At 63.2% G+C, this 25,482-nt stretch carries 18 protein-coding genes and 1 pseudogene; 14 read left to right on the top strand and 5 right to left on the bottom strand.

Features of this window, described 5'->3' with window-relative positions:
• Positions 1-4 precede the first annotated feature (4 nt).
• The 12 genes and pseudogenes from AB4N82_RS23570 to AB4N82_RS23515 all read left to right on the top strand — a co-directional run bounded on the left by AB4N82_RS23570 (position 5) and on the right by AB4N82_RS23515 (position 15,483).
• Positions 5-874, top strand: a complete 870-nt coding sequence (locus AB4N82_RS23570; protein WP_032885732.1) for an ABC transporter permease subunit — start codon at positions 5-7, stop codon at positions 872-874.
• Entirely contained in the window at positions 874-1,899 is a 1,026-nt protein-coding gene (locus AB4N82_RS23565) for an ABC transporter permease subunit (RefSeq protein WP_032885733.1), read from the top strand. Before AB4N82_RS23570 ends, AB4N82_RS23565 begins: the two co-directional genes overlap by 1 nt.
• Positions 1,896-2,618 (top strand): ATP-binding cassette domain-containing protein, encoded by a 723-nt coding sequence (locus AB4N82_RS23560; RefSeq protein WP_099602533.1) that lies wholly within the window; start codon positions 1,896-1,898, stop codon positions 2,616-2,618. Before AB4N82_RS23565 ends, AB4N82_RS23560 begins: the two co-directional genes overlap by 4 nt.
• Positions 2,611-3,315, top strand: coding sequence for an ABC transporter ATP-binding protein (locus tag AB4N82_RS23555; protein ID WP_122765191.1), 705 nt, complete (start codon positions 2,611-2,613; stop codon positions 3,313-3,315). Before AB4N82_RS23560 ends, AB4N82_RS23555 begins: the two co-directional genes overlap by 8 nt.
• 10 nt (positions 3,316-3,325) lie before the next feature.
• Positions 3,326-4,840: an amidase gene (locus tag AB4N82_RS23550; RefSeq protein ID WP_122765192.1), complete on the top strand. Its 1,515-nt coding sequence runs from the start codon at positions 3,326-3,328 to the stop codon at positions 4,838-4,840.
• Positions 4,837-5,961 (top strand): transporter substrate-binding domain-containing protein, encoded by a 1,125-nt coding sequence (locus AB4N82_RS23545; RefSeq protein WP_122765193.1) that lies wholly within the window; start codon positions 4,837-4,839, stop codon positions 5,959-5,961. The genes AB4N82_RS23550 and AB4N82_RS23545 overlap by 4 nt, the downstream gene beginning before the upstream one ends.
• Positions 5,948-6,538, top strand: a pseudogene (locus AB4N82_RS23540) (ANTAR domain-containing response regulator); the annotation flags it as partial. The gene AB4N82_RS23545 and the pseudogene AB4N82_RS23540, both read left to right, overlap by 14 nt.
• 54 nt (positions 6,539-6,592) lie before the next feature.
• Complete coding sequence (locus AB4N82_RS23535) at positions 6,593-7,744, top strand: iron-containing alcohol dehydrogenase (RefSeq protein ID WP_122765194.1); 1,152 nt, start codon at positions 6,593-6,595, stop codon at positions 7,742-7,744.
• A 182-nt stretch (positions 7,745-7,926) separates the two neighbouring features.
• Positions 7,927-8,508 carry a phage tail protein gene (locus AB4N82_RS23530; protein ID WP_241089564.1) on the top strand — a complete coding sequence of 194 codons (582 nt, stop codon included), beginning with the start codon at positions 7,927-7,929 and terminating at the stop codon, positions 8,506-8,508.
• Between the two features lie 36 nt (positions 8,509-8,544).
• Positions 8,545-9,114 (top strand): phage tail protein, encoded by a 570-nt coding sequence (locus AB4N82_RS23525; protein WP_122765196.1) that lies wholly within the window; start codon positions 8,545-8,547, stop codon positions 9,112-9,114.
• Between the two features lie 25 nt (positions 9,115-9,139).
• Entirely contained in the window at positions 9,140-10,177 is a 1,038-nt protein-coding gene (locus AB4N82_RS23520; RefSeq protein WP_460103237.1) for a GNAT family N-acetyltransferase, read from the top strand.
• A 98-nt stretch (positions 10,178-10,275) separates the two neighbouring features.
• On the top strand, positions 10,276-15,483 hold the full coding sequence (locus AB4N82_RS23515) for a putative Ig domain-containing protein (RefSeq protein WP_206073159.1): 5,208 nt from the start codon (positions 10,276-10,278) through the stop codon (positions 15,481-15,483).
• Positions 15,484-15,594: 111 nt separating this feature from the next.
• On the opposite strand, the gene AB4N82_RS23510 is transcribed toward AB4N82_RS23515, so the two are convergent.
• The 5 genes from AB4N82_RS23510 to AB4N82_RS23490 all read right to left on the bottom strand — a co-directional run bounded on the left by AB4N82_RS23510 (position 15,595) and on the right by AB4N82_RS23490 (position 21,753).
• Positions 15,595-16,530 carry a FecR family protein gene (locus AB4N82_RS23510; RefSeq protein ID WP_122765199.1) on the bottom strand — a complete coding sequence of 312 codons (936 nt, stop codon included), beginning with the start codon at positions 16,528-16,530 and terminating at the stop codon, positions 15,595-15,597.
• Positions 16,527-17,036 carry a sigma-70 family RNA polymerase sigma factor gene (locus AB4N82_RS23505; RefSeq protein ID WP_032885202.1) on the bottom strand — a complete coding sequence of 170 codons (510 nt, stop codon included), beginning with the start codon at positions 17,034-17,036 and terminating at the stop codon, positions 16,527-16,529. The genes AB4N82_RS23510 and AB4N82_RS23505 overlap by 4 nt, the downstream gene beginning before the upstream one ends.
• Before the next feature lie 228 nt (positions 17,037-17,264).
• Positions 17,265-18,812, bottom strand: a complete 1,548-nt coding sequence (locus AB4N82_RS23500) for an MFS transporter (protein WP_095184695.1) — start codon at positions 18,810-18,812, stop codon at positions 17,265-17,267.
• A gap of 14 nt (positions 18,813-18,826) precedes the next feature.
• On the bottom strand, positions 18,827-20,044 hold the full coding sequence (locus tag AB4N82_RS23495) for a cytochrome P450 (protein ID WP_122765200.1): 1,218 nt from the start codon (positions 20,042-20,044) through the stop codon (positions 18,827-18,829).
• On the bottom strand, positions 20,044-21,753 hold the full coding sequence (locus AB4N82_RS23490) for a ScbA/BarX family gamma-butyrolactone biosynthesis protein (protein ID WP_460103232.1): 1,710 nt from the start codon (positions 21,751-21,753) through the stop codon (positions 20,044-20,046). The genes AB4N82_RS23495 and AB4N82_RS23490 overlap by 1 nt, the downstream gene beginning before the upstream one ends.
• A 278-nt stretch (positions 21,754-22,031) precedes the next feature.
• Between AB4N82_RS23490 and AB4N82_RS23485 the strand changes: the two genes are divergently transcribed.
• Positions 22,032-24,725, top strand: a complete 2,694-nt coding sequence (locus tag AB4N82_RS23485; protein ID WP_122765203.1) for a TonB-dependent receptor domain-containing protein — start codon at positions 22,032-22,034, stop codon at positions 24,723-24,725.
• Between the two features lie 19 nt (positions 24,726-24,744).
• On the top strand, positions 24,745-25,404 hold the full coding sequence (locus AB4N82_RS23480; protein WP_095184690.1) for a class II aldolase/adducin family protein: 660 nt from the start codon (positions 24,745-24,747) through the stop codon (positions 25,402-25,404).
• The last annotated feature ends 78 nt before the right edge of the window (positions 25,405-25,482 follow it).

Raw genomic sequence — 25,482 nt, 5'->3', positions numbered from 1 at the left:
CGACATGGATTGGGCTGCCATTTTTTCCCTGCAAATCGTGGGCGCCATCGCCACGCTGGTGCTGCTGAGCATTGGCCTGGCGGTGGTGTTCGGAATGATGAAAATCATCAACCTCGCCCACGGTGAATTCATGATGCTCGGCGGTTACGTCGCCGTGCTCGCCACCCACAACCTGCACGTACCGATCTGGATTTCGATCCTGGTGCTGGCGCCCTTGAGCGTGGGCCTGTTCGGCATGCTGGTGGAACGCCTGCTGGTGCGACACCTGTATGGCCGCATGATCGACACTATGCTCGCCACTTGGGGCCTGAGCCTGGCACTGACCGGCGCCGCCACCATGCTGTTCGGCAACACGACAGTGGGCATCAGCTCGCCCTTGCCGGGCATCACCGTGGGCGCTTATCAAACCAGCGGCTACGGCCTGTTTGTGATCGCCGTGGCGGTCGCCGTGCTGCTGGGCATGTGGGCGCTGCTGCGGTTTACCCACTTCGGCCTGTGCGCCCGCGCCACCATGCAAAACGCCAAGATGGCCGCTGCACTCGGGGCCAATCCCGGACGGATCTACAGCCTGACCTTTGGCCTGGGCGCGGCGCTCGCGGGCTTGGGCGGTGCCGTGCTGGCGCCGCTTACCGGGGTGATTCCAACCCTCGGCGCCAGCTACATCGCCAAGGCTTTCATCACCGTGATCGGCGGCGGCAGTGCAGTGATCACCGGCACCCTCACCGCAGCCGGTGGCTTCGGCGTGATCAGCCAGGTGGTGACGTTCTTCAGCACTCCGGTGTTTGGTGAAGTGGCGTTGCTGCTGGCGGCCATTGTGCTGATTCGCGTACTGCCCCAGGGCATTACCGGTCGATTCTTTCGGAGGGCGTTCTGATGCCTGTTGATACCCGCACCCTATTACCGGTGCTCGGCTGCGTCGTGGCTGCGCTGCTGGTGGCGGTCCTGCCACAGTGGCTGGATCTGTTTACCCTGCTGTCCTTGACCATCTACTTGGTGATGGCGCTGCTGGCCCTGAGCCTGGCGTTTATCTGGGGCTTCGGCGGCATCCTGTGCTTTGGCCAGGCGGCGTTTTTTGGCCTGGGCGCCTATGCCTATGCCATCGGTGTGCTGAACATCGGCGACAGCACCTGGCCGGTGCTGCTGGCCATCGCAGTGCCCGCCCTGGTCGCCGCCGCCATGGGTTACTTCATGTTCTACGGCGGCATCAGCGACGTGTACCTGGGGGTGATTACGCTGGCGGTCACGCTGATTCTGTTCAACGTGATGAACTCCACCTCGGGCTCCGAATACCACATCGGCAGCGCACTGCTCGGCGGTTTCAACGGCATTCCGGCGATTCCCACCCTCAACATGCCGTTCAACCCTGAGCGTGTGCTCGAACCGGAAACCCTGTTCCAGGTAATCGGCGCCGCGCTGATACTCTGTTACCTGGGGCTGCGCGGGCTGCTCGCCAGCCGCTTCGGCAAAGTGGTGGTGGCCATTCGTGAGAACGAACAGCGCGCCGGTTTGCTGGGCTATGACACGCGCCTGCACAAGTTGATCGTCTTCAGCCTGGGTGGCGGCATCGCCGGGCTCGCGGGTTGCCTGTTCGCCAACTGGGGCGCGTTTGTCAGCCCAGGTGTGTTCGGATTGGCGCAATCGGCGCAGATCATAATCTGGGTCATCGTCGGTGGCCGTGGCACCTTGTTCGGGCCGATCCTGGCGTGCATCGGCATCCAGGCGCTGATGGCGCGCCTCGGTGAACAGCAGCATGTGGACAGCGGCTTTGTGCTCGGCCTGATTCTGCTGGTGTTCGTCATGTTGCTGCCCCGTGGCTTGCTGCCGACCTTGACCGGTTGGGTAGCGCGTGTTTTCCAACGTCGCCCGCAACCGACACCTGCACAGGAGCGCGCACTATGAGCCTGTTGCAAACCCAAGGCCTGGGCGTCAGCTTCGGCGGCGTTCACGCGGTCAAAGCCGTTGATTTCACCCTCGACAGCGGCGAGCTGCGTTGCCTGATCGGCCCCAATGGCGCCGGCAAAAGCACCTTCTTCAAGATGCTCAGCGGCCAACTCAAACCCACGCGCGGCGTATGCCACTTCAAGGGCCAGCGCATTTCAGGGCTGGCGCCGCACCATGTCGCCCGGCTCGGCATCGGCATCAAAACCCAGGCCCCCAGCGTCTTCGACGGCCTGGATGTGCTGGAAAACCTGCGCTTGGCCGCCAGTCGCCGACAAGCGCCAAACGAAGCCCGCGCCACTGCCGAGCAGACCCTGGAACGCATCGGCCTGGTCGACTTGCGCGCACGCCTGGTGGGCGACCTGGCCCACGGCCAACGCCAATGGGTGGAGTTGGGCATGATCCTCGCCTCGCGCCCGGAGTTGGTATTACTGGACGAACCCGCCGCCGGCATGACCTACCAGGAAGTGCGCAAGACCGCCGCGCTGATCAAAGAAATCAACGCCCACAGCACCGTGGTGGTGGTCGAGCACGACATGGAGTTCATCCGCCTGATCGCAGGCACCGTCACCGTGTTCAACCAAGGCGCAATCCTCGCCCAAGGCAGCTTTGCCGAAGTGACCCAGGACCCGGCCGTGCGCGAAGCGTACTTGGGCAAGCAGGAGATCAAACATGCTTGAAGTCATCGGTCTATCCGCCGGTTATGGGCGTATTCCCGTGTTGCGTGACATCCGCTTGAGCTGTGCCGCCAACACCTGCGTCGGTGTACTGGGTCGCAATGGCATGGGCAAGACCACCCTGTTGCGCGCCTTGATGGGCGAAATCCCCGCCATGGCCGGCAGCCTGCATTTTGCCGGAGAAGACTTAAGCAAAGCCGCCGCCCACCAACGCGCCCGCGCCGGCATCGGCTATGTGCCCCAGGGCCGGCAGATATTCCCGTACCTGAGCGTGCGGGAAAACCTGCGCATGGGCTGCGTGAAGGACTTCGCCGCAGCCGACGCCACCATCGAACGCATCCTCGCGTACTTCCCGCGCCTGCACCGCTTACTCGACCAGCCCGGTGGCGCGCTGTCCGGCGGAGAGCAACAACTGCTGGCCCTCGCTCGCTGCCTGTGCGGCAACCCGAAAATCATCCTGCTGGACGAGCCCACCGAGGGCATCCAGCCATCGATCTGCGACGAAATCATTGAAACCCTGCAGCGCCTGCGTATGGAACAGAATCTGGCGGTGATCCTGGTGGAACAGGACATCGAATTTCTCAGTGCCCTGTCCGACCGCATTCTGATCATCGAGAACGGCCAACTGGTGGACGAGGTCGACCCGGCCCACACCAGCGCCGAGGCCATCGCTGAGCGCTTCATGGGCTTTCATGCATAAGGAACCTGCCATGTCTATTCAACGTCCTACCCTGGCCGATCTCACCGAAGTCGGCCACAGCCTTGGCCTGCAAATGGCCGAGCCGCTGCTGCACGAATACGCGAACATTCTCGAAGCCGTGTGGCAGGACTACGACCGTCTTGACGGGATCGCAACCTCGCCATCGCCCCCCCGTTACCCTCGCGGCCCTGGCCAGGTGCCGCAGCACAACCCTTACAACGCCTGGTACGTACGCACCGAGATTCAGGGGGCGCCAACGGGCAAGTTGGCCGGCAAGCGCGTGGCACTCAAGGACAATATCTGCCTGGCCGGCGTGCCAATGATGAACGGTGCATCGACCCTGCAGGGCTACGTGCCGGACATTGACGCCACCGTCGCGACACGTGTGTTGGACGCTGCCGGACAGATTCTGGGCAAGGCCCATTGCGAGTTCTTTTGTGTGTCGGGCAGCAGCCATACCAACGCCACCGGCGCAGTGCACAACCCGCGTAATCCGGGGCATTCCACCGGCGGTTCGTCGTCGGGCTGCGCGGCGCTGATCGCGGCTGGCGAAGTGGACCTGGGCATCGGCACTGACCAGGGCGGTTCGGTCCGCATTCCGGCGGCCTACTCCGGTATCTACGGCATGAAGCCGACCCATGGGTTGATCCCCTACACCGGGATCATGCCCATCGAGATGACTCTGGACCACGCCGGCATCATGAGTGCCAACCTCGCCGACAACGCGCTGCTCTTGGAAGTGCTGGCTGGCGCCGATGGCCTCGACCCCAGGCAGGACCGCGTGGTGCCGACCGAAGCTTATACCCAGGCCCTCGGCAAAGGCTGCAAGGGCCTGCGGATCGGTGTGGTGCGCGAGGGGTTCGGGCATGCCAACTCCGAGGCCGATGTGGACGCGGCGGTACGCCGTGCCGCTGCGTTGTTCGTAGACCTAGGGGCACGGGTGGAGGACATCTCGATACCGCTGCACGCCCTGGGCCACGCCATCTGGACACCCATCGCGGTGGAAGGCACCACCCAATTGCTGCGCGGCTACAATTACGGCTCGAATTGGAAAGGCCTGTACGTAGAGAGCCTTATGAACGCACAGCAAGACTGGCAGACCCAGGCTGGGCAATTCCCGCACGACCTGAAAACCTGCCTGCTGGCCGGTGAATACGCGTACACGCGTTTTGGCGGCCAGTACTACGCCAAGGCTCAGAATGCTGCACGGCAATTACGTGCGGCCTACGACCAGCAATTGCAGGACTTCGATGTGCTGCTGATGCCCACCGTACCGCTCAAGGCGCCAATATTGCCGGCAGCAGACGCCTCACCCAGCGAGTGGGTGCAACGGGCCCTGGAAATGAACGCGAACACCGCGCCCTTCGACGTTACCGGCCACCCTGCCCTGTCACTCCCGTGTGGGCTTGCCAGTGGCCTGCCAGTGGGCATGATGCTGGTGGCGCGGGACTACGACGAAGCCACGCTGTACCAGGTCGCGCACGCCTTTGAACAACATATCGACTGGGAAAGCCTGATTTCATGAGCGCCTCTGACTACAAAGTCGGCCTGCTGTTTTCCGAGAGCAGCCTTACCGCTGCCTCGGAAACCACCCAGGCCAATGCCACCCACCTGGCGATCGCCGAGGTCAACGACGCTGGCGGCATCCACGGACGGCCACTGGTGCCAGTGGACGGCCATCCCGGCGCGGAACCGTCGGACTACCGCGACAGCGCCCTGCGCCTGTGTGACGAGCACCAGGTGCAGGTGTTGTTCGGCACCCACATGTCGAGCACCCGCAAAGTGGTGTTGCCGGTGGTCGAGAGCCGCCGCCGACTGCTGTTCTACCCGACCCTCTACGAAGGGTTTGAATACTCGCCCTGGTGTTACTACACCGGCTCCGCACCGAACCAGAACTCAGTCCAACTGGCGCAGTACGTACTGGCGCATTTCGGCAACCGCGTGCTGTTTGTCGGTGGCTCCTACGTGTACCCGTTCGAGTCCAACCGCATCCTGCGCGAACTGTTCGAACAGGCCGGTGGCGAAGTGGTGGACGAGATCTACTTGCCGTTCCACGCCACCGCCGAGGACTTCGAACGGGTGATGCAACGGGCGCGGGCCACGGCACCGGATGCGATCTACTCGACCATCGTCGGCAGCGATATTCCGGCCCTGCACCGCGCGTACCGACAGGCCGGTTTCGACCCGGCGTGCATGCCCATCGTCAGCCTCGCGACCAACGAGGTCGACGTGTTGCACATGAGCGATGAAGAGGCCGAAGGGCATGTGTCGGCGGCGCCGTGGTTCTCCACCCTGGCGACGCCTGCCAGCCAGGCGTTCGTCGCACGTTACCGAGCGCGCTTCGGTGACACGGCGCCGCTGACGGCGGGCGGTGAGGCGGCCTACTTCCAGGTGCATCTGTTCGCCGAGGCAGCGCGGCGTGCTGAGGGTTCGTCCATCGAAGCGCTGCGCAAGGCCTTGGCCGGTGCGCAGTTCGACGCGCCCCAGGGCCGCGTGCAGATCGACCCGGACACCCAGCACACTTGGCTGTGGCCTCGTATTGCGCGTCTCGACCACCAACGCCGTTTCGAGCTGGTGGTGCAGAGCGAGCAGCCGGTGAAACCCAGCCCTTACATGGTCGATTACCAGCTGGATGTGCAGCCATGAACAGTGGGAGTGCGAGATGACCCAGGCACCTTCGCTGTTGCGCGAACTCAAGGGCCTGCGCGTGCTGGTGATTCACCCGGTAGATGCCGAGGCCCGCGTGGTGCTGGACCAGTTGCAGCGCATCGGTTGCATCGTTGAGCAATGCTGGCCGGTGCCTGCGCATTTGCCGGAGCACACCGATGTGGTCCTGCTCGCCGTGGAACTCAGCCAGCGCCTGAATACCCAGGCGCTGGTGGAAGGCTTGAGCGAACAGGCGCCGCCGATCATTGCCGTGGTGGGCTATGAAAACCCGTCGATGTTGCAACTGGTGCTGGAAACCCAGCCGGCAGCCGTGATCGAGCGCCCACTGCGACCCTTTGGCTTGTTGACCCAATTACTGATGGCCCGCGCTGCCTGGCGTGCGCGCATCGACATGCTGGCGCAACTGCGCAAATTACAGACCCGGCAACCGGCGGTGTCGAAGATCTCCATGGCCAAGGCCCTGCTCATGGCCCGCCATCGCATCGGCGAAAACGACGCTCACCGGCGCCTGCAACGCGATGCCATGGCCAGCCGCACCAGCATGGAAGCGGTGGCCCAGACGATCATCGATGCCGGCCTGCCCCTCAATCAGAATAAGCAGAGGTTATTCATGCAAGCATTCAACTTCAGCACCACCGCGCACCTGATCTGCGCCAGCGGCGCCGCCGCCCAATTGGCCGAACAGTGCGCCGCCCGTGGTGCACGCAACGTATTACTGGTCACCGACGCAGGCATCCTGCGCCACAACCTGCTGGATTCAGTCTGGCCCGGTTTCACCGCTGCGGGGATCAACCTGCAGGTGTACAGCGACGTCCTCGCCGACCCGGCCGAAGAGCTGGTGCTGGCGGCCACTGAACAAGCACGTGCAATCGGTGCGGACCTGATCGTCGGCTTCGGCGGCGGCAGCTCCATGGACACCGCCAAGCTGGTCGCCTACCTGGCACACCCCGAGCAACGCCAGGGCTTGAGCGACATCTACGGCGTCAATCAGGCCAACGGCGCGCGTCTGCCGTTGATCCAAGTGCCGACCACGGCCGGGACCGGTTCTGAAGTCACGCCGATTTCCATCGTCACTACCGCCACTGGTAAATCCGGCGTGGTGTCCCAGCAACTGCTGCCGGACCTGGCGATCCTTGACGCACAACTGACCGTCGGCCTGCCCGGCCCGGTCACCGCTGCCACCGGCATCGACGCGATGGTGCACGCCATCGAGGCCTACACCAGCAAGTTGCGTAAAAACCCGATCTCGGACCTGCTGGCCCGCGAAGCCCTGCGCCTGCTCAGCGCCAATCTTGAGCAAGCCGTGCGCGCGCCGCAGGACCTTGAAGCGCGCCAGGCCATGCTGCTGGGCGCTTGCCTGGCCGGCCAGGCTTTCGCCAACGCGCCGGTCGCGGCGGTGCATGCATTGGCTTACCCGCTGGGCATCACATTCCACCTGCCCCACGGGCTGTCCAACGCACTGGTTCTCAACCCGGTGCTGACCTTCAATCTGTCCCACGCCCATGCGCTCTACGCCGAACTGGCGCCGTGCGTACTGGGTGAGCGTCTGCTGCCAGGAGATGGCGCCGCACAACTGATTGAAGAACTGCGCAGGATTCATGAAGCGGTCGGGCTGCCTTTGCGCTTGAGAGACGCCGGAGTCACTTTGGAAAGCCTGCCGGAGCTGGCCCGCAGTGCGATGCAACAACAGCGACTGCTGGTGAACAATCCAAGGCCCGTGCTTGAGGAGGACGCGTTGGCGATTTATACCGCAGCCTATTGAAAATCTGGCGCGGCAAAGCGAATTCGGCCCCTACTGCGCACCGGCCGGTAGGGGCATTGCGGGGCGCGACAACGCTTTGACACTTCGGTTCCCTGGCGCCGGAAAATAGTGTTTGCGTATGAAATCAACTTGTGGATATTGTAAGCAATATGCCATCACCCCGGTGATGCAGATGCGCAAGCATGACGCTTGTGATTTTTCCAAGGAGGAAAATGATGGATCCCTTTGTCGGCGAAATTCGGCTGTTCCCATGGGGCTGGGCACCTTCCGGCTGGTTGGCCTGCGAAGGTCAAATTCTTCCCTTCAATAACTACGTAGCGTTGGCCTCGTTACTGGGCAATCTCTACGGCGGCGATGGCAGGACAACCTTTGGTCTGCCCGACCTGCGCGGTCGTACAGCGCTGGGTCAGAACGCGGTAGCTTCCGTCTCCCCGGCCCTTGGCGTTCATGCTTTAGGCAGCGTGGGAGGCAGTGAAACAGTCACCCTCGGCGCCACTGCGCTTGTCACCCATACACACGGTACCCATGTCTCCGATGCCATCGGCGCCAACACCGGGCCTGCGGGTGGCATTCCGGCCGTCAGTGCCAATGCTGCTCAGCTACAGTCCCGGCCGGTCTACGTGACAGCCGCAGGCTCGACGCCCGTCTCCCTGAACAGCGCCACCGTGGTGGCTGCCCCCGGTACGCCAGTGGCCAATATGCAGCCGTCGATTGTTGGCTGTTTCTGCATCGCCATCTCCGGGATTTATCCGCCGCGCCCGTAGCGACCCATTGACAGACTCTCGTGTAAGGAAACTGAAATGTCTGAAGCCTATATCGGAGAAATCCGCATGTTTGCCGGCGACTATGCGCCTCAAGACTGGGCGCTGTGCAATGGCTCGCTGCTATCCGTCAACGCCAATCAAGCACTGTTTACCCTATTGGGCACGCGGTATGGCGGTGACGGAGTGACCACCTTCGGCCTGCCGGACTATCGGGGTCGTTTGCCCATCGGGCAAGGCACCGGCACCGGGTTGAGCCCTCGGCTATTGGCGCAAACCACCGGCGTGGAAACGGTCGCCCTGGTGTCGGCGAACACTCCGGCGCACACCCATGCCTTTGTGGTCAGCAGCACGATGGCGACCTCAACGACGCCCGTGCCCTCGCCTCCTGCGTCGGCTAGCCAGACCTTCGGCCAATTCAGCCCGCTTGGCGCCATCAAAGGCCTCTATAGCACTGCAACCGGCACCTCGGCGACGGTCAACCTGAACCCGAATTTTCTCGACACGGCGCTAGGCCCGGCAGTGGGTGCGCCCCACACCAACCTCATGGGGTCCCTGGCCGTCAACTACATCATCTGTCTGGCAGGGATCTACCCATCACGCCCGTAAGTCTTTTATTTCAGGATGACCGCTCATGGACGCTTTTACCGGTGAAATCAGGCTGTTTCCCTTTACTTTCGCTCCGCAAGACTGGGCCTATTGCGATGGGTCGACGTTAACGGTTCAACAGGCGCCCGCGCTGTACTCCATCATCGGCAATCTCTATGGCGGCACGCCTGGGCAAAATTTCAAGCTGCCCAACCTTAACGGGCGCGCAGCCATGGGCGCGGGCAATGGCCCGGGACTCACCCCTCGACCGACCGGCACTGCCGTGGGCGAGGACCAGGTCACCCTGCAACCCGCCAACATGGCCGGCCATACCCATGCGGTACAGGTGAAAGTGGGTGGCGATACCGCAGCGGCGGTGGACACACCCACTTCCACAAGCTATCTGTCCCAACCGCGTAACGTCCTCCTGTACAACGCCACCCAACCCGTTGCCGGAGGCCCGACCCTGGCGCCCACCACTGTGAGCCAGGCCGGACAGCTTGCTCCCGGCAGCAGCGTGCCGCGCAGCACACTGCAACCGTTCCTGACGTTGGCCTATTGCATCTGCATCAATGGCGAGTACCCCCATCAGGCCATGACGATCAGCGCGCAGTTGCGTCCACAAACGGCCCATGACCTGGGCTTTCTGCGGGAGCTCTTCGTTACCCGCCGCTGGGCCGAGGTCAGCGCCGTACCGGGCTGGAGTGACGTCCAGCGTCGCGCGTTTCTGCATTCCCAGGCCGAGTTGCAACGCCAGCACTATGAAAAGCATTACCCATCGGCACAGTTCCTGATCATTGAGCAGGCAGCAGCGCCCATCGGACGCCTGTGCGTGTTGCACAGCGATGAAGACGTGCGAATTGTCGACATTGCGCTGTTGCCGGCCTGGCATGGCCAGGGCATAGGCACGGGCCTGTTGCAGGCCGTTCTGTCTGAGGCCGATGCGCGTCGACAGCCATGCCGCCTGAGCGTCGAGCAAGGCAGCCCGGCACGTCGCCTGTACCAACGCCTCGGTTTCCAACCCGGCGAAGAAACCGGCCTTTACCTTCACATGCACAGGCCCCCGCGCCTGGATTCAGATTAGAAAAGGCAGCAAAGACTGTTTAAACCACGCTGTCAGCCACTCATCGACATTTTCGTTGGACACCGCCCCTAGCGGCGCATACGGCAGGATGCCTAAACATGATCACAAGACTTTCGACCCGTGCCGCCAGACTGACCCGCAGGCTGGCGTCAGCCGCGTTGCTGCTAATAGCGCTGCCCCTGGCCAGCCAGGTATTGGCCGCACCGGTCATCACCAGCCCTGCGTCGGGCAGCACGTTGCCTTCGGTCGCGGTGAATCAGTCGATGAGCATTACCCTGTCGGGGACCATCGACAACTTCCCCATCGATCAGTGGTTTGAGTGTGACATCACTGACCCAGCGTACGACGGCTCCCCGTGCCTGCCAGCGGGATTGACCCTGGACCCGTCATTCGGAAGCACCACGACACTACTGCACGGCGCACCGACCACAGCCGGGACCTACACCTTCAAGGTTTCACTCAACGACAACCAATCCCAGACCGGAGTCGCCACCTATACCCTGGTCGTCACCAGCGGCTCGGCCCCGACCTTGACGTCAGTGAGCCCTAATACCGGCAGCACGGCGGGTGGCACCTCGGTTACCTTGACGGGCACCAACTTCGTCAACGTCACCGGCGTCACCATTGGCGGCTCGACGGCCAGTAGCGTCGTTAATAGCGGCACCAGCATTACCTCCGTCACCCCCGCGCATGCCGCAGGCCCGGTAAACGTGGTCGTCACGACCTCAAACGGAACCGCGACCCTCACCAACGGCTTCACCTATGCCGTACCGGCGCCTACCGTCGGCCCGGTGAGTGCGACGGTTGCCAGTGGTAGCAGCGCCAACCCGATCACCCTCAACCTCAGCGGGGGGGCGGCCACCAGTGTGGCGGTTGCCAGCGGCGCCGCACATGGCACCGCCACCGCCAGCGGCACCAGTATCACGTACACCCCGACTGCGGGGTTCTTCGGTTCGGACAGCTTTACCTATACCGCGACCAATGCCAGCGGGACCTCAAGCCCGGCCACCGTCACCCTCACCGTCAGTGCGCCAACGCTTGTCATCAGCCCGGCGTCACTGCCAAATGGCACGGTCAATACGGCCTATAGCCAGTCGCTCAACACAACGGGCGGCACAGCCCCATATACCTACGCGATCACCAGTGGCACCCTCCCAACCGGCCTCAGCCTGGCTGTTTCTTCTGGCAGTTTGACCGGTACGCCCAGCAGCGCAGGCACCTATAACTTTACAGTGACCGCTTCCGACTCCAGCAGCGGAAACGGCCCCGCGACGGCCTCACGTTCCTACTCCGTCACCATCAACCAGGCCCTGCCCGTCGCTGGAGCAGTCAGCGCAACCGTGGCGGCCAATAGCAGCGCCAACCCGATCACCCTCAGCCTCAGCGGCGGTGCCGCTACCAGCGTGGCCGTCGCGATTGCTGCCGCCCATGGCACCGCCACTGCCAGTGGCACCACCATCACCTACACGCCGACTGCGGGTTACTCCGGCACGGACAGTTTCACCTACACCGCAACCAATGCCGCCGGCACTTCGAGCCCCGCCACCGTAACGATTACGGTCACAGCGCCAACGCTGGTGATCACACCGGCGACACTGGGCACTTTTACCGTCGGCAGCGCCTTCAACGCGACCCTGAGCGCAAGCGGCGGCGACGCGCCGTACACCTTCAACGTCAACAGCCTGCCCAGCGGTCTGAGCTTGAACACATCAACCGGCCAGATCAGCGGAACCCCCACTGTGGCTGGAGCGTATAGCTTCACGGCGACTGTCACCGACAGCAACGGCGCAACCGGGTCGATCACTTACTCCGGCACCGTCAGCGCGGCACTGCCTGTGGCGTCAGCCGTCAGCGCCACCGTCGCGGCCAATAGCAGCGCCAACCCGATCACTCTTAACCTCAGCGGCGGTGCCGCTACCAGCGTGGCCGTCGCCAGTGCTGCCGCCCATGGCACCGCCACTGCCAGTGGCACCAGCATCACCTACACCCCGACTGCGGGTTACTCCGGCACGGACAGTTTCACCTACACCGCAACCAATGCCGCCGGCACTTCGAGCCCCGCCACCGTAACGATTACGGTCACAGCGCCAACGCTGGTGATCACACCGGCGACACTGGGCACTTTTACCGTCGGCAGCGCCTTCAACGCGACCCTGAGCGCAAGCGGGGGCGACGCGCCGTACACCTTCAACGTCAACAGCCTGCCCAGCGGTCTGAGCTTGAACACATCAACCGGCCAGATCAGCGGAACCCCCACTGTGGCTGGAGCGTATAGCTTCACGGCGACTGTCACCGACAGCAACGGCGCAACCGGGTCAATCACCTTCTCCGGCACCGTCAGCGTGGCACTGCCTGTCGCGTCAGCCGTCAGCGCCACCGTCGCGGCCAATAGCAGCGCCAACCCGATCACTCTAAACCTCAGCGGCGGTGCCGCTACCAGCGTGGCCGTCGCGAGTGCTGCCGCCCATGGCACCGCAACTGCCAGTGGCACCACCATCACCTACACGCCGACTGCGGGTTACTCCGGCGCGGACAGTTTCACCTACACCGCCACCAATGCCAGCGGCACATCGAGCCCCGCTACCGTAACGATTACGGTCACAGCGCCAACGCTGGTGATCACGCCGGCGACACTGGGCGCTTTCACTGTCGGCAGTGCGTACAGCACGACCTTGAGTGCCAGCGGTGGTAGTGCGCCGTACGCCTTCAGCGCGAGCAACCTGCCCAGCGGCCTGACCTTGAGCCCATCGACCGGGATCATCAGCGGCACCCCGTCGGCGCCAGGTGCTTACAGCTCGACGATCACCGTCACCGACAGCAACGGCGCAACCGGGTCAATCACCTTCTCCGGCACCGTCAGCGTGGCACTGCCGGTCGCTTCAGCAGTGAGCGCCACCGTCGCGGCCAACAGCAGCGCCAACCCGATTACTCTCAACCTCAGCGGTGGTGCCGCTATCAGCGTGGCCGTCGCCAGTGCTGCCGCCCATGGCACCGCCACCGCCAGTGGCACCAGCATCACCTACACCCCGACTGCGGGTTACTCCGGCGCGGACAGCTTCACCTACACCGCCACCAACGCCAGCGGCACATCAAGCCCCGCTACCGTGACCATCACCGTGACGGCGCCTACGCTGGTAATCACGCCAGCGACGCTGGGCGCTTTCACTGTCGGCAGTGCGTACAGCACGACCTTGAGTGCCAGCGGTGGTAGTGCGCCGTACGCCTTCAGCGCGAGCAATCTGCCCAGCGGCCTGACCTTGAGCCCATCGACCGGGATCATCAGCGGCACCCCGTCGGCGCCAGGCGCTTACAGCTCGACGGTCACTGTCACCGACAGCAACGGCGCAACCGGGTCAATCACCTTCTCCGGCACCGTCAGCGTGGCACTGCCTGTGGCGTCAGCCGTCAGCGCCACCGTCGCGGCCAACAGCAGCGCCAATTCGATCACCCTGAACCTCAGTGGCGGCAGCGCCACCAACGTGGCCATCGCGAGCGCCGCCGCACATGGCAGCGCCGTTGCCAGTGGTCTCAGCATCACGTACACGCCGAGCGCGGGTTACTCCGGCGCGGACAGTTTCACCTACACCGCCAGTAACGCCAGCGGCACGTCCAGCCCCGCCACTGTGACCCTGACTGTCAGCGCGCCGACCCTACTGGTGAGCCCGGCGTCCCTGGGGGCCGGCACAACGGGCAGCCCCTACAGCGCCGCGGTCAGCGCATCGGGCGGGACCGCGCCTTACACCTACAGCGTTACCAGCGGCAGCCTGCCGACCGGCATGAGCCTGAACGCCGCCACCGGGGCGATCAGCGGTACGCCCACTACCAACCAGACCGCCAACTTCACACTCACCGTCACCGACGCCAACGGCGCCAGCGGAACACAGGCTTACTCGATCAACATTGCCGCCGTACCGATCACCGTGCCGGCCTCCAGCCAAATCCTGAGCGTCGGGGAAAGCGCCGAAGTGGACCTGACCCAAGGCGCCACCGGTGGCCCGTTCACCCAGGCCAACCTGGGCACAGTCACCCCGGCTTCCGCTGGCCGGGCATTTATGGTCAGCCGGTTCTCCATGCGTTTCGTGCCATCGGCGGCGTTTGCCGGTACGGCCGTCGTGCGCTTCAGCCTGCAAAACGGCAGCGGTTCCCTGGCCAACAGCTCGGTGAGCTTTATCATCGCGCCCCGTCCTGACCCGACCAAGGATGCCGAAGTCATCGGCCTGCTCAACGCACAGACCCGCGCGGCAGAACGCTTTGCCAGCACCCAGATGGACAACTTCAACCGCCGCCTGGAGCAGTTGCACCAAGTGTCCTGCAACCGCAATTCGTTTAATGCCAGCGTGCGCAAAGACGGTGAAAACGTGCCCATGCAGGCCATCGCCAGTGCCGTACAGAAACAGATGGGCGGCTCGGCCAACAGCACCGACGAAGAGAAAAGACAGACCGCTGCCCAAGTCGAAGATGGTTGTAAAGAAGATGCCATTGCCTACTGGAGCGACGGTTTTATCAATAACGGCTCGACCCATGCCCGCGGCGCGAAAGACAACAGCTTCACCACCTTTGGCCTGAGCGCCGGTGTCGACTATCGACTGTCGCCCAACGCGATTGCCGGCATTGGCTTCGGCTATGGCAACGACCGCAGCGACATCGGCAACAACAAGACCCGCAGCGACGCCGACGCACTCGGCATTGCCACCTACCTGAGCCTCAACCTGGCACCCAAGGTATTCGTCGATGGCTTGCTCGGCTACAACCGCATCAGCTTCGATTCACGGCGCTACATCACCGGCAGCGATGCGCAATACGCCAAGGGCTCCCGTGATGCCGACCAGCTATTCGCCTCGCTGACCACCAGCTACGAATACCGCCAGGGCCCGCTGTCGCTCACGCCTTACGGGCGCCTGAACGCCAGCACCACGCGCATGGACGCCTTCCGCGAAAGCGGTGGCGGGATCTATGGATTGTCTTACGACGAGCAACGCCAACAGAACTTCACCTCGTTCATCGGCCTGCGCACAGGCTACGACGTAGCTACCCGACTCGGTGTCATGACCCCCAAGATCGGCTTGGCCTGGGGCCACAATTTCAGTGGCAGCAGTGACTACAAAATGCGCTACACCGACCAAGGCTCCGACGGCGTGCTCTATCGCCTCAAGCCTGACCCACTGGACAGCAACTTCGCCAATCTGGACCTCGGGCTGGACTTCAACCTGGGCCGATCGTGGCAAATGGGCGTCTCCTACAAGACCGCCCTGGGTAGCGACGAACGAAACGACACCTTCCGCATCGGCGTGGATGGCAAGTTCTGACGCGCTTATTGGTGATAGCAGTGGGTCAGTCAATGCAACAGTGACTGACCCACTGTAAGGGCGGAGCCCTAGGCAGCCGTTACCGCAGCAACGGATATGTACCCAACCCGCCTAAACCCTCCCCCCAATCAACACAACCATTCCCCCCCACTGCCTGACCCTGATCGGCAAACTCTGTTCCAGCGCCTCCAACGTCTGCTGCGCATCATCCAACGGAAACCGCCCTGTCACCCGCAACCCGGCCACTGCCGAGTCCAGCCGTACGATGCCATTGCGATAGGGCCGAATCGCATCCACCACGCTCGCCAATGTCTGATTACGCACCACCAACCAACCCTCCAACCAAGCGGTCTCACTGGTCGCCATCGGCACCTGAGTGAGAATCCGCTGATGATCAAACACCGTGCTCTGATGCATCGCCACGCGCTGCTGCGTACCGCCTTCGAGATGCAACACCACATCGCTGTCGAGGGTGACCAGACGCAAGGCCGCACCCTGCTCGCTCAGCATCAAGCGACCGCTGGCGCCAGTGATACGTCCAGCACGGCTACTGACCTGCAACGGTCGCGAGGCATTCACTAATATCTCGCCTGCACGCAGCTCCAGGCTGGGCTGCCCGTCGGCGAGCGTCGCGATCACCTGGCTGCGGGCATTGAGTTTGAGCGTCGAGCCGTCGGGCAACTGCCAGGTGCGCCGCTCGCCCGTGGCGGTGGCGTATGACTGCCCGCCCGGTTCAAAGCGCGTCACCCAACCCACACCCGCCGCCAGCCCCAGCGCACACAAGCTGGTGCGCAGAAACGCGCGGCGACTGTTGGGCTGTTCCAGGCTGCGCAACAGTTGCGAGCTGGAGCGTCCACGCCATGGCGAAGCCTTGAGTTGATCCAGCCCTGCGATCAGTTGCGCGTAGACCTGACGATGATGGGCCGAAGTGCCACGCCACGCCTCCAGCGCCGCTTGCTGTTCGACACTGAAATCTCCGGACTGGATCTGCACCAGCCAACCAATGGCCTCCTCGGCCACCGGGTCGTTCAACGCTCGTTTGCTCACTCGTTCAACCCTAGGTAACAGGCGCGCAGGGCCTGGGTCATCAATTGGTGGATGCGCCCCAGCGACAGGCCGAGCCGTTCACTGATCTGCGCGTAGGTCATGCCGTCCAACTGGCTGTGCACGAACACCGCCTTGGCTTGCCCTGAAAGGCCATCCAGCAGCCGGTCGATGGCCAGCAGGCTTTCGATCAGGATCAACTGTTCCTGGGGCGACGGGTGCACGTGTTCAGGCACTTCGGCGAGGATTTGCAGGTAGGCTTTTTCCAGATCGCGACGGCGCCAGCCCTCGTACATCAGGCGCTGGGCGATGGTGGTGAGCAGCGCGCGCGGTTCGCGAATGGCCGTGGGATCGGGCAGCATCCACACCTTGAGAAAGGTCTCGGCGGCGATGTCCTCGGCGCTGTGGCTGCAACCGGTGCGGTACGACAAGCGTGCGCACAACCAGCTGTAGTGCTGTTGGAAAATCTGGCCGATGAGGCGGCTCTTGAGCAAGGCATTCGGGTCCATAGGTCCATAGTCTTCATGGACTGCACACGCCAGCGGACAAGTGGTGGTGGGCCTGTCGGTTTGAGGTAGACCTGCATCCAGGCAGGTGAGTCCAGTTTGCCCCAGCGAGCATCACCGGATAAAAGAATAAAAACATCCAATAAGCTGCATTTTCTGCATAACCCTTGGCATCCCTGCAGGCACGCAAAAGCACCGCCTGCGAGCGCCGCAGGCGGTGTGGTGAGTCACTCAGTTAGCGGCTAATTGCGCCTCCGTTCGCTCCTGTTCACGCAGCGGGCGCACCAGCCAGGCGACCACTGCGGTCAGCACCAGCAGGATCGCGGCCAACGCCCAGAGCACGCCGTGGAACGCACTGTCATAGCCGCCGATAAACAGGCTGTGCACCGTGCCGGCCTGTTCCGTACTCAGGGCTTGCAACGACCCGGTGAGATTGCCGGCGGCCACGTCATCGATCCAGCGTTGCAGGGTCGAGGGATCGGGCGCCAGGCGGCTCAACGTTGTGCGCAATTGGCTGTCCAGCAGGGTGGCCAGCAACGAACCATACAACGCCACAGCAATCGCCTCGCTGCCCAGGCGGAAGGTGTTAAGCAAACCGGCAGCCATCCCGGCTTTCTGCTCGGGCACGGTCTTGAGCGCCAGACCATCCACCAGCCCGGCCGACAATCCCATGCCAATGCCCACCAGCAGCAACGGCACTGCCAGTTGCCACAACGCCACGCCAACCTGGCTGACCAGCGCCAACGACACGACGCCCACCAGCAACGCAATTAGGCTGACCTTGAGAATGCCGATCGCCGACACCCCACGCGCCGCCCACTTGCCGGCCAGAATCGGGCAGAACAGCATTGGCACCGTCAGCAGCAACATCGCCAGGCCTGCGTGGGTCGCGCTCAATTGCAGTACGCCGAACAAGTAGCTCGGCAAGTACGTCAGCAGCGTCACAAAGCCAAACGATGCCGCCACGGTGACTAACGCCAGGCCGACAAAAGGCCCGCTTGCCAGCAGCGACAGGTCCAGCATCGGCTGGCGATGGCGGCGTTCCTGCCAGGTAAATACCGCCAGCAACACCGCCGCGACCGCGACCAGGCCCAGCACGCCCGGGCTGCTCCAGCCCCACTGCGAGCCCTGCACGATGGCAACCATCAGCGCCAACAAGGCCAGCACAAATAACGTCGCGCCCGGCACATCAAAGCGTGCAGTGCGTTCTGCCAGTTCGCCGTCCCGCGTGATCAACGGGGTGCCCAACAGCACAATGACCAAGGTGACTGCGTGCGCCCAGAAAATCGCGCGCCAGCCGACGCTGTCCAGCAGTAAGCCGGACAAGGTCGGCCCCAGGCTCACACCCAGCCCCGCAACAGTGCCGAACAAGGCAAATGCACGTAACCGCGCCGGCCCACTGAAGTGGGTGGAGAGGATGGCAATGCCGCACGAGAAAATCGCCGCCGCACCAATCCCCGCCAGCCCCCGTGCCGCGTCCAGCAACCACGCGCTGTCGGCCACCGCCGACAGCACCGAGGCCACCACATACAGCGACGCACCGGCGACAAAACAGCGCTTGCGCCCGAGCCGATCAGCCAGCGCGCCCCAGGCCAGGGTGAAGCAGGCAAACGCCAGGTTGAAGGCGTTGACTACCCATTGCAGGCTGGTCAACGGCGCCTGGATATCGGCGCCGATGGCCGGCAACGCGAGGGCCGTGCCGGAGATGGAGCTGGGCACAACGAAGATCGCCAGCAGGATGATCGAGAGTAGAGCCGTGTCGGCAAACGAGTTTTTCATGGGTCCTTCCAGGGTCAGGTTGAAGTGAAACCGTGCACCGGCAAACGCACCGGTCGGCGCAGGATGATGCCGTCGACCCAGGGCACCTGGTCCGCCGGCACCGCCAGGCGCAAGTTGGGAAAGCGCTGCACCAGAATCTGCAACACCGTGGTGATTTCCAGGCGCGCGAGGGCCGCGCCCATGCAGTTGTGCATGCCGTAGCCGAACTGCAAATGCCGCGCGTCGTTACGGTCCAAGCGAATCGCCAAAGGTTCAGGAAACACCGCTGGGTCACGGTTGGCTGCAAATGCATCGGCGTAGATGAAGCTGCCCTCGGGGATCAACCCCCACGGCCCGTCAAGGTCGACACTGGCCAGGCGCGGGAAGGTCGAGATGGTGCCCAGAGGGATCACGCGCAGCAGCTCTTCGACAGCATTCGGGATCAGCGCAGGGTCGTCCACCAACTGCTGCCACAGCTCGGGCGCGGCCAACAGGGTGTACACCGCCTTGGTGAGCACGGTAAGAATGTTCTGGTCGCCGCCGATCAGCACGCCGAGCAGGATGCCCACCAACTCCTTGTCGTTGAGTGGCGGTTCACTGTCGTTGCGGGTGGCGACGAAACGCTGGATCAGCCCATCGGGATAGGTAGGGCGCGCGCCCGTCACCAGGTCGGTGAGGTAGTTGTAGACGCCCCAGAATTGGTTCAGCAGCTCAGGCACATCTGCGTCCGACGCGACCTGCACCGTATGGCTGAGCGGCCGATAGTATTCACGGTCACTCAGGGGAATGCCGAGGAGTTGGCAGTCCACCGTCGCAGGAATGTGATCAAGCACCTGGGCAAACAGGTCTGCACCGGGGGCCTGGCGCTGTAATACATCCAGGCGCTCATGGGTCGCCTGCTGCACTTTTTCCGCCAGCAACGCCACCCCACTGGGGCTGAAATCCCGCGCGACCACTTTACGCAGGCGGCCGTGATCGGGAATGTCGTTGTTAAGCAGTAACTCTGGCGGCGTGATGGTGGGCAGAAAACTCGCACCGTCTTCTTCGTTGCACGGAGCGCGAATGGCGCGGTTGTCCAGCAGCAACGCCTGCACGTGTTCATAGCGGGTTAGGTGATACGCCAAGTGGCCGCTGGGCAAGAGGATCCTGGGCAAGCCATTGGCGGGGCTGGCGGGTTGATAGGCTGGCGGCGCATCCAGGTTGGGGATACGCGCCACGGTGACTGGCGGGGTGGTGACGACGGCGATATTCATCAGGCAGGCTCCCCGACAGGTTGCAACAGGTTCACACCAGTCAGGCGCTGCAACTGGGTAAGGGCCTGGTGGTTGTCGATAAAGTGCAGCACTTGCCAGCCCAGCGCGGCGGCGGCGTCGATGTTTTCGGCCACGTCATCGATCAACAAACTGTCAGCCGCGCTGACGCCTGAACGTGCGGTGGCGACCTCGAAGAACGCTGCTTCCGGCTTGCGGGTGCCTTCCCGGCTGGAATCGACGATCAGGTCGACCACCTCGTCCAAACCCACCATCGCCCGCCAGTGCTGCTCCCACTCCATCACGTTGTTGGTGAGGATGCCCACACGCAATCCAGCACGCTTGAGCGCACGCACCGCGGCCACCAACGGCGCATTGGCCGGCACTCCGGCGAACCAATGCTCGCCAAAGGTTTGCAGGCGCGCACGGGACAAATCAATCTGCGGGTCGCGGCGCCGCAATGCCAATTCCAGGCGTTGGCCCCACTCCTTTTCGGTGAGCAAAGCGCTCTCCACCGGCGCCAGCATCGGCACGCCCAGCTCCTCGGCCACATCACTCATGGCCTGTTGCAGCACGCGCGGGGCCAAGCCGGTCTTGACCTGATACTGCTCGAACAACGCGGGGATCGGCGGCGACAGCACGCCCCCGAAATCGAACCAGATAAACTTCAAATCGCTCATCGCACCCCCCGCAACCAAGGCCAACGGCTGGCTGGCCGCCACGGGCAACAACTCAAGCTCGGCTGTAGCAATCACCACGCCGCCCTGCTCCACGTCCAGGGCCAGAGTGATGCGCCCGTGTTCATCGATTGCCAGGGCATTGAGATCGGCACGCACACGTGTCGGCAAACCGAACTCGCCGAAGCGGGTGAACACCACATGGCAACTGGACAACAGCCACTGATCAGGGGCGGCCTGCAATTGCCGATCCGCCACCACCAAGGCCGCTTGCCGGAAACCTTCGAGCAGCAGCATGCCGGGGATATGGTCGAGGGGATGGTCGAAGATCGCCGGGTTGTTAAGGTCCACAATCAGCGGCGCCACCAGGCGGTCGGCGCCCTGCTCCACGTCCTTGCCCAGCACCACGTTGTTCAGCCAATGGCGCCCTACCGCCGACGGGCTCAACGGTGGCGGCAGTTGCGCCAACGGGTCCGCGTCGGCGGGAATCGCCGCCAGGCCACGGGCGCGCATCTTGTTCCACGCAGCGCCGCTCATCCAACGGATGCTCATGCGCTCATGCCGTGCGGCGACTTCGCCATTGATGCTCAGGGACATGTTCAGGGTCACGCCACTGCGCTCGCCATGGCGCAGGTATTCGTCCACCACAAACACATCGATCTGTGCCGACGCCGGGCGATCCCCCACCACCAGCAAACTGCGCTCGGTGACGCGAGTGACACTGTCCAGGTAAATAAACTTGTCCTGGGCACTCACATCCAAGAACGCATGAGAGATATAGATCGACGCCTGGCGGAACACTTCCAGCAATAACAACATGTCGTAGTGGGCCGAGCGATGCGTATGTTCACTGAAGTAACTGTGGGTACGCGGTAGTTGGGCGCTGCAGCGGAAGTGCCCCTCTTTTACCAACTCCGCGCCCGTCAGGAAGACTTCGCTGACAGCAGCACGGTGCACCATGCTACGCGGCACAGTGTTTTCGCAATGGATCGCCGGCGCTGGGCTGGCTGGATTTAGAACGGACAATTCAGACATGGGCATCTGTCTCCTGATGAGCTTTTCCGTAAGCGTGCAGACCGCTGTACAAGTCCATGACTTGTGAGCTTTGCGCGGACAACCCGATCTGGCTGTCAGTACCCTTGTGCAGATACTCCCTTATATTTTCACTGCACACTTAGATCAGTTTGATCGAAGCTTATAAGCGCAACTAAATGATCTAGAGACCGAACTAAGTGTTCTAACTTAGCAGTGAAAAAAAAGCCCATGAAGTTGCTCAAGGTCGTAAAGAACATCACGACCCGGAGCAGATTGGCATGTTGAAAACAGGATTCACCCTGGCGCCCCTGGCGTGCGCATTGGCCCTGGGCGGCCTGGCGCTGCCAAGCCTGGTGCTGGCGCAAAACGATGCGGCCGCCGTACGCAAGATCATTGAGTTCAATATTCCCGCCGGGCCCCTGGATGAAGTGCTGCTGAGCATTTCCCAGCAAAGCGGCCATTCCATCGCTTTTGATCCGCCGCTGGTTGAAGGCCGCGCAAGTCGTTCGATCCAGGGCCGCTTGAGCCAGGAGCAGGCGCTGGGGATCGCCTTGAGTGGTTCACAACTGGGCTTCAGCCAGACCGCCAGCGGCGCCGTGTTGATCCATCGCCTGACGGACACCAGCACACCCGCAGCCGCGATCAGCAGCGAACCTGCCGCGCCACGCCTTAAGTCGGTTGAAGTGATCGGCACCCGCCGTAGCGATGTCACCGCCCTGCAAAGTGCGGCACCGGTGGATGTGATCAGCAACGAACAACTGGAGCGCAGCGGCACCGATAACCTGGCCAAGGCCCTGGAAACCCTGGTGCCGTCAGTGAACTACCCGCAAGTCAACGGCACCGATGGCGTGTCGTCGCAGCGACCGGTGTCGCTGCGCGGCTTGGCGTCTGATCAAGTGCTGGTGCTGGTCAATGGCAAGCGTCGACACGCCTCGGCATTCGTCAACACCAAAGCCACCTTGGGCCGGGGTTCCCAGGCGGTGGACTTGTCGACGATTCCGGTCAGCGCCGTCGACCATATCGAAGTGCTGCGCGATGGCGCCTCGGCCCAATACGGCTCCGACGCAATTGCCGGGGTGATCAATATCGTGCTCAAGGAGCAGGATCACGGCGGCGCGGTGCAAAGCACCTTTGGCCAATACACCAAGGGCGATGGTTTTCGCCGCTCGGTCGGTGGCTGGACCGGTTTCACCTTGCCCGGCGACGGCTTCCTCACCCTCAGCGGCGAGGGCCTGCGCAGCGAGCGCACTTCCACCGGCGGCACCGATGGCCGGCAGTTCTACCCCACTGCAGATGCCCGCGAAGCGGATGCCGACCGTCATTGGCGCTACGGTTCTCCGGGGCTTGAGGATTGGAACCTGGCGCTCAACACCGGCCTGTCACTCAACGATGCGGTCGACCTCTATGGTTTCGCCACTTACCAGGACCGCACCGGTGAATCCCAGGCCACCTTTCGCCGGCCTATCGACGCTAACAACCTGGTGGCCGTGTACCCCAACGGATTCCTGCCCCTGCTTGATGTACGTTCGCGGGATGCGTCGGTCACTGGTGGGGTGAAATTGCGCGATGACAGCCTGGGCAGCTTCGATCTCAGCGCCAACTACGGCCGCAATCGCATCGACTACCACCTCAGTGATTCGCTTAACGCCAGCCTCGGACCTGCCAGCCCCACCAGCTTCAACGCCGGCGCGCTGATCAACGAGCAAACCAACGTCGGTCTGGACCATGTGAAGGAATTCAAGGTGGGCTGGGGCACGGGCCCGCTGGTGTTTTCCAGTGGCTTGGCGTGGCGTAACGAAGCCTATGAAGTGATCGCCGGCGACCTTGCTTCCTGGACACACGGAACTGTTCTGCCCACCCGTGCCGGCGGTGCCCAGGGTTTTCCCGGCACCCAGGACAGTGACGAAGGCCGCTATGCACGCCATGTGTTCGGCGGCTACCTGGGCCTGGAGCAGCAGGTCACCGACAAACTGCAACTGGGCCTGGCCGGGCGCAGCGAGCACTACGATGATTTTGGCACCACGACCACCGGCAAGTTTTCCGTACGCTACGACCTCACCCCGCAGTGGGGCCTGCGCTCGACGGTAAGCAGCGGTTACCGCGCGCCGACGTTGGGCCAGATCGGCACCTCGGCGACCCAGACCGAATTCAAGGCCGGCGACCCCACGGCCTATCAGGTCGGCACCGTCAGCGTGAACACGCCGGTAGCCCGGGCGTTGGGCGCCAGTGACCTGAAGCCGGAAAAATCCACCAGCCTGTCCCTCGGTGTGGTGTGGCAGCCGCTGGAGCGCGCGAGCGTTAGCGTCGACGCGTATCACATACGCATTCAGGACCGTATCGCCCTGTCGGAAACCCTCAGTGGCACCCAGGTCAGCCAGATCCTCGCCAGCCAAGGCTATGGCAACTACTCCGGCGTGAGCTTTTTCACCAACGCCCTGGACACCAAGACCAGCGGCGTCGATGTGGCCGCCCACTATCGTCTGGACCTGGACGACGCCAGCCAACTGACCCTCAACGGCGCGTTCAACTACAGCAAGACCCAGGTCACCGATATCAAGGACAACCCCGGCCCCCTCGCCGGCACCGGCATCACGTTGATCAACCGCGAAGCCCTCAGCTACGTGGAAAGTGCCTCGCCCAATACCAAGCTGATCCTGGGGGCCGACTGGCGTAAAGGCGCGTGGCAGGCGAGTTTCAACACGATCCGCTATGGCACCTACACCCTCGATTCCAACCTCGGCGAAGCCCGCGACCAGACGTTTTCCGCGCAGTGGGTAAGCAATGCCAGCGTGTCCTACGACATCAGCCAGGCCCTCACCCTGACCCTGGGCGGCAACAACATTTTTGACAGCTACCCCGACAAGATCGACGTGGCCAACCGCTTTGTCGGTGGGCGCGTGGCCTACCAGAGCATCTCCCCGGCCGGTGCCGAAGGCGCCTTCTACTACGTGAAAGCCGACTACCGCTTCTGACCCTCATTAAGGAGTTCCCATGAGCTTTGATCCTGTGCGTTTTACCCAAGAGTTCGAGCATGACTTTGCACTGGCCAAGCAGTTGCTGATCAAGCATCAGGTGCTGTCGGGGAATGAGGCGGGAAATATCAGCCTGCGTGTTCCCGGCGAAGAGCGGCTGGTGATTGCCTCGTTGAGCGGGGCTGACAGCGGTGTGGCGGCGATTGTGGATTTCGAGTTGCAGCGCAGCCAGGGCAGCCTGACTGACAACCTCAAAGAGGTGGCGGCACTGCATGTGGCGATTTATCGCGAGCGGGGCCAGGTGAATGCGGTGATTCATACGCACTCGCCGTATCTGACGGCGTTTGCGATTGCGGGCCGGCCTTTACGGGCCCATGCCTCTCAGTTGTTGGGGATTCTGGATGAGGACCAGGAGGTGCCACTGACGGCGTGGGGGCCGCGGTATGCGCCGGAGCCGGTGGTGGCGGCGTTGCGCGAGCATCCGCGGGCGCCGGCGGCGTTGCTGGCTAATCATGGTCCGTTTGCCTGGTCCGAGCGGGGGGTGTTGGCGGTTACGCGGTTGTTGATCAATTTGGAGGAGGCGGCGTATTTGACGTTTTTGGCGCAGCAACTCGGTACTCCGCAGCCGTTTCCCAGTGGCGCGGCGCAGCGGTCGCGGTTGGGGTGGAGTGCGACATGAGCGGTGTTGCGACTGACACGGCACGGTCTGGGTTGGGGAGGGGTGGTGCGACGATTCGACTTGCTTTCGGTCGTGGGT

It is taken from the genome of Pseudomonas sp. H1_D04, assembly GCF_054683855.1.
This window is presented reverse-complemented; position numbering and strand designations above follow the sequence as displayed.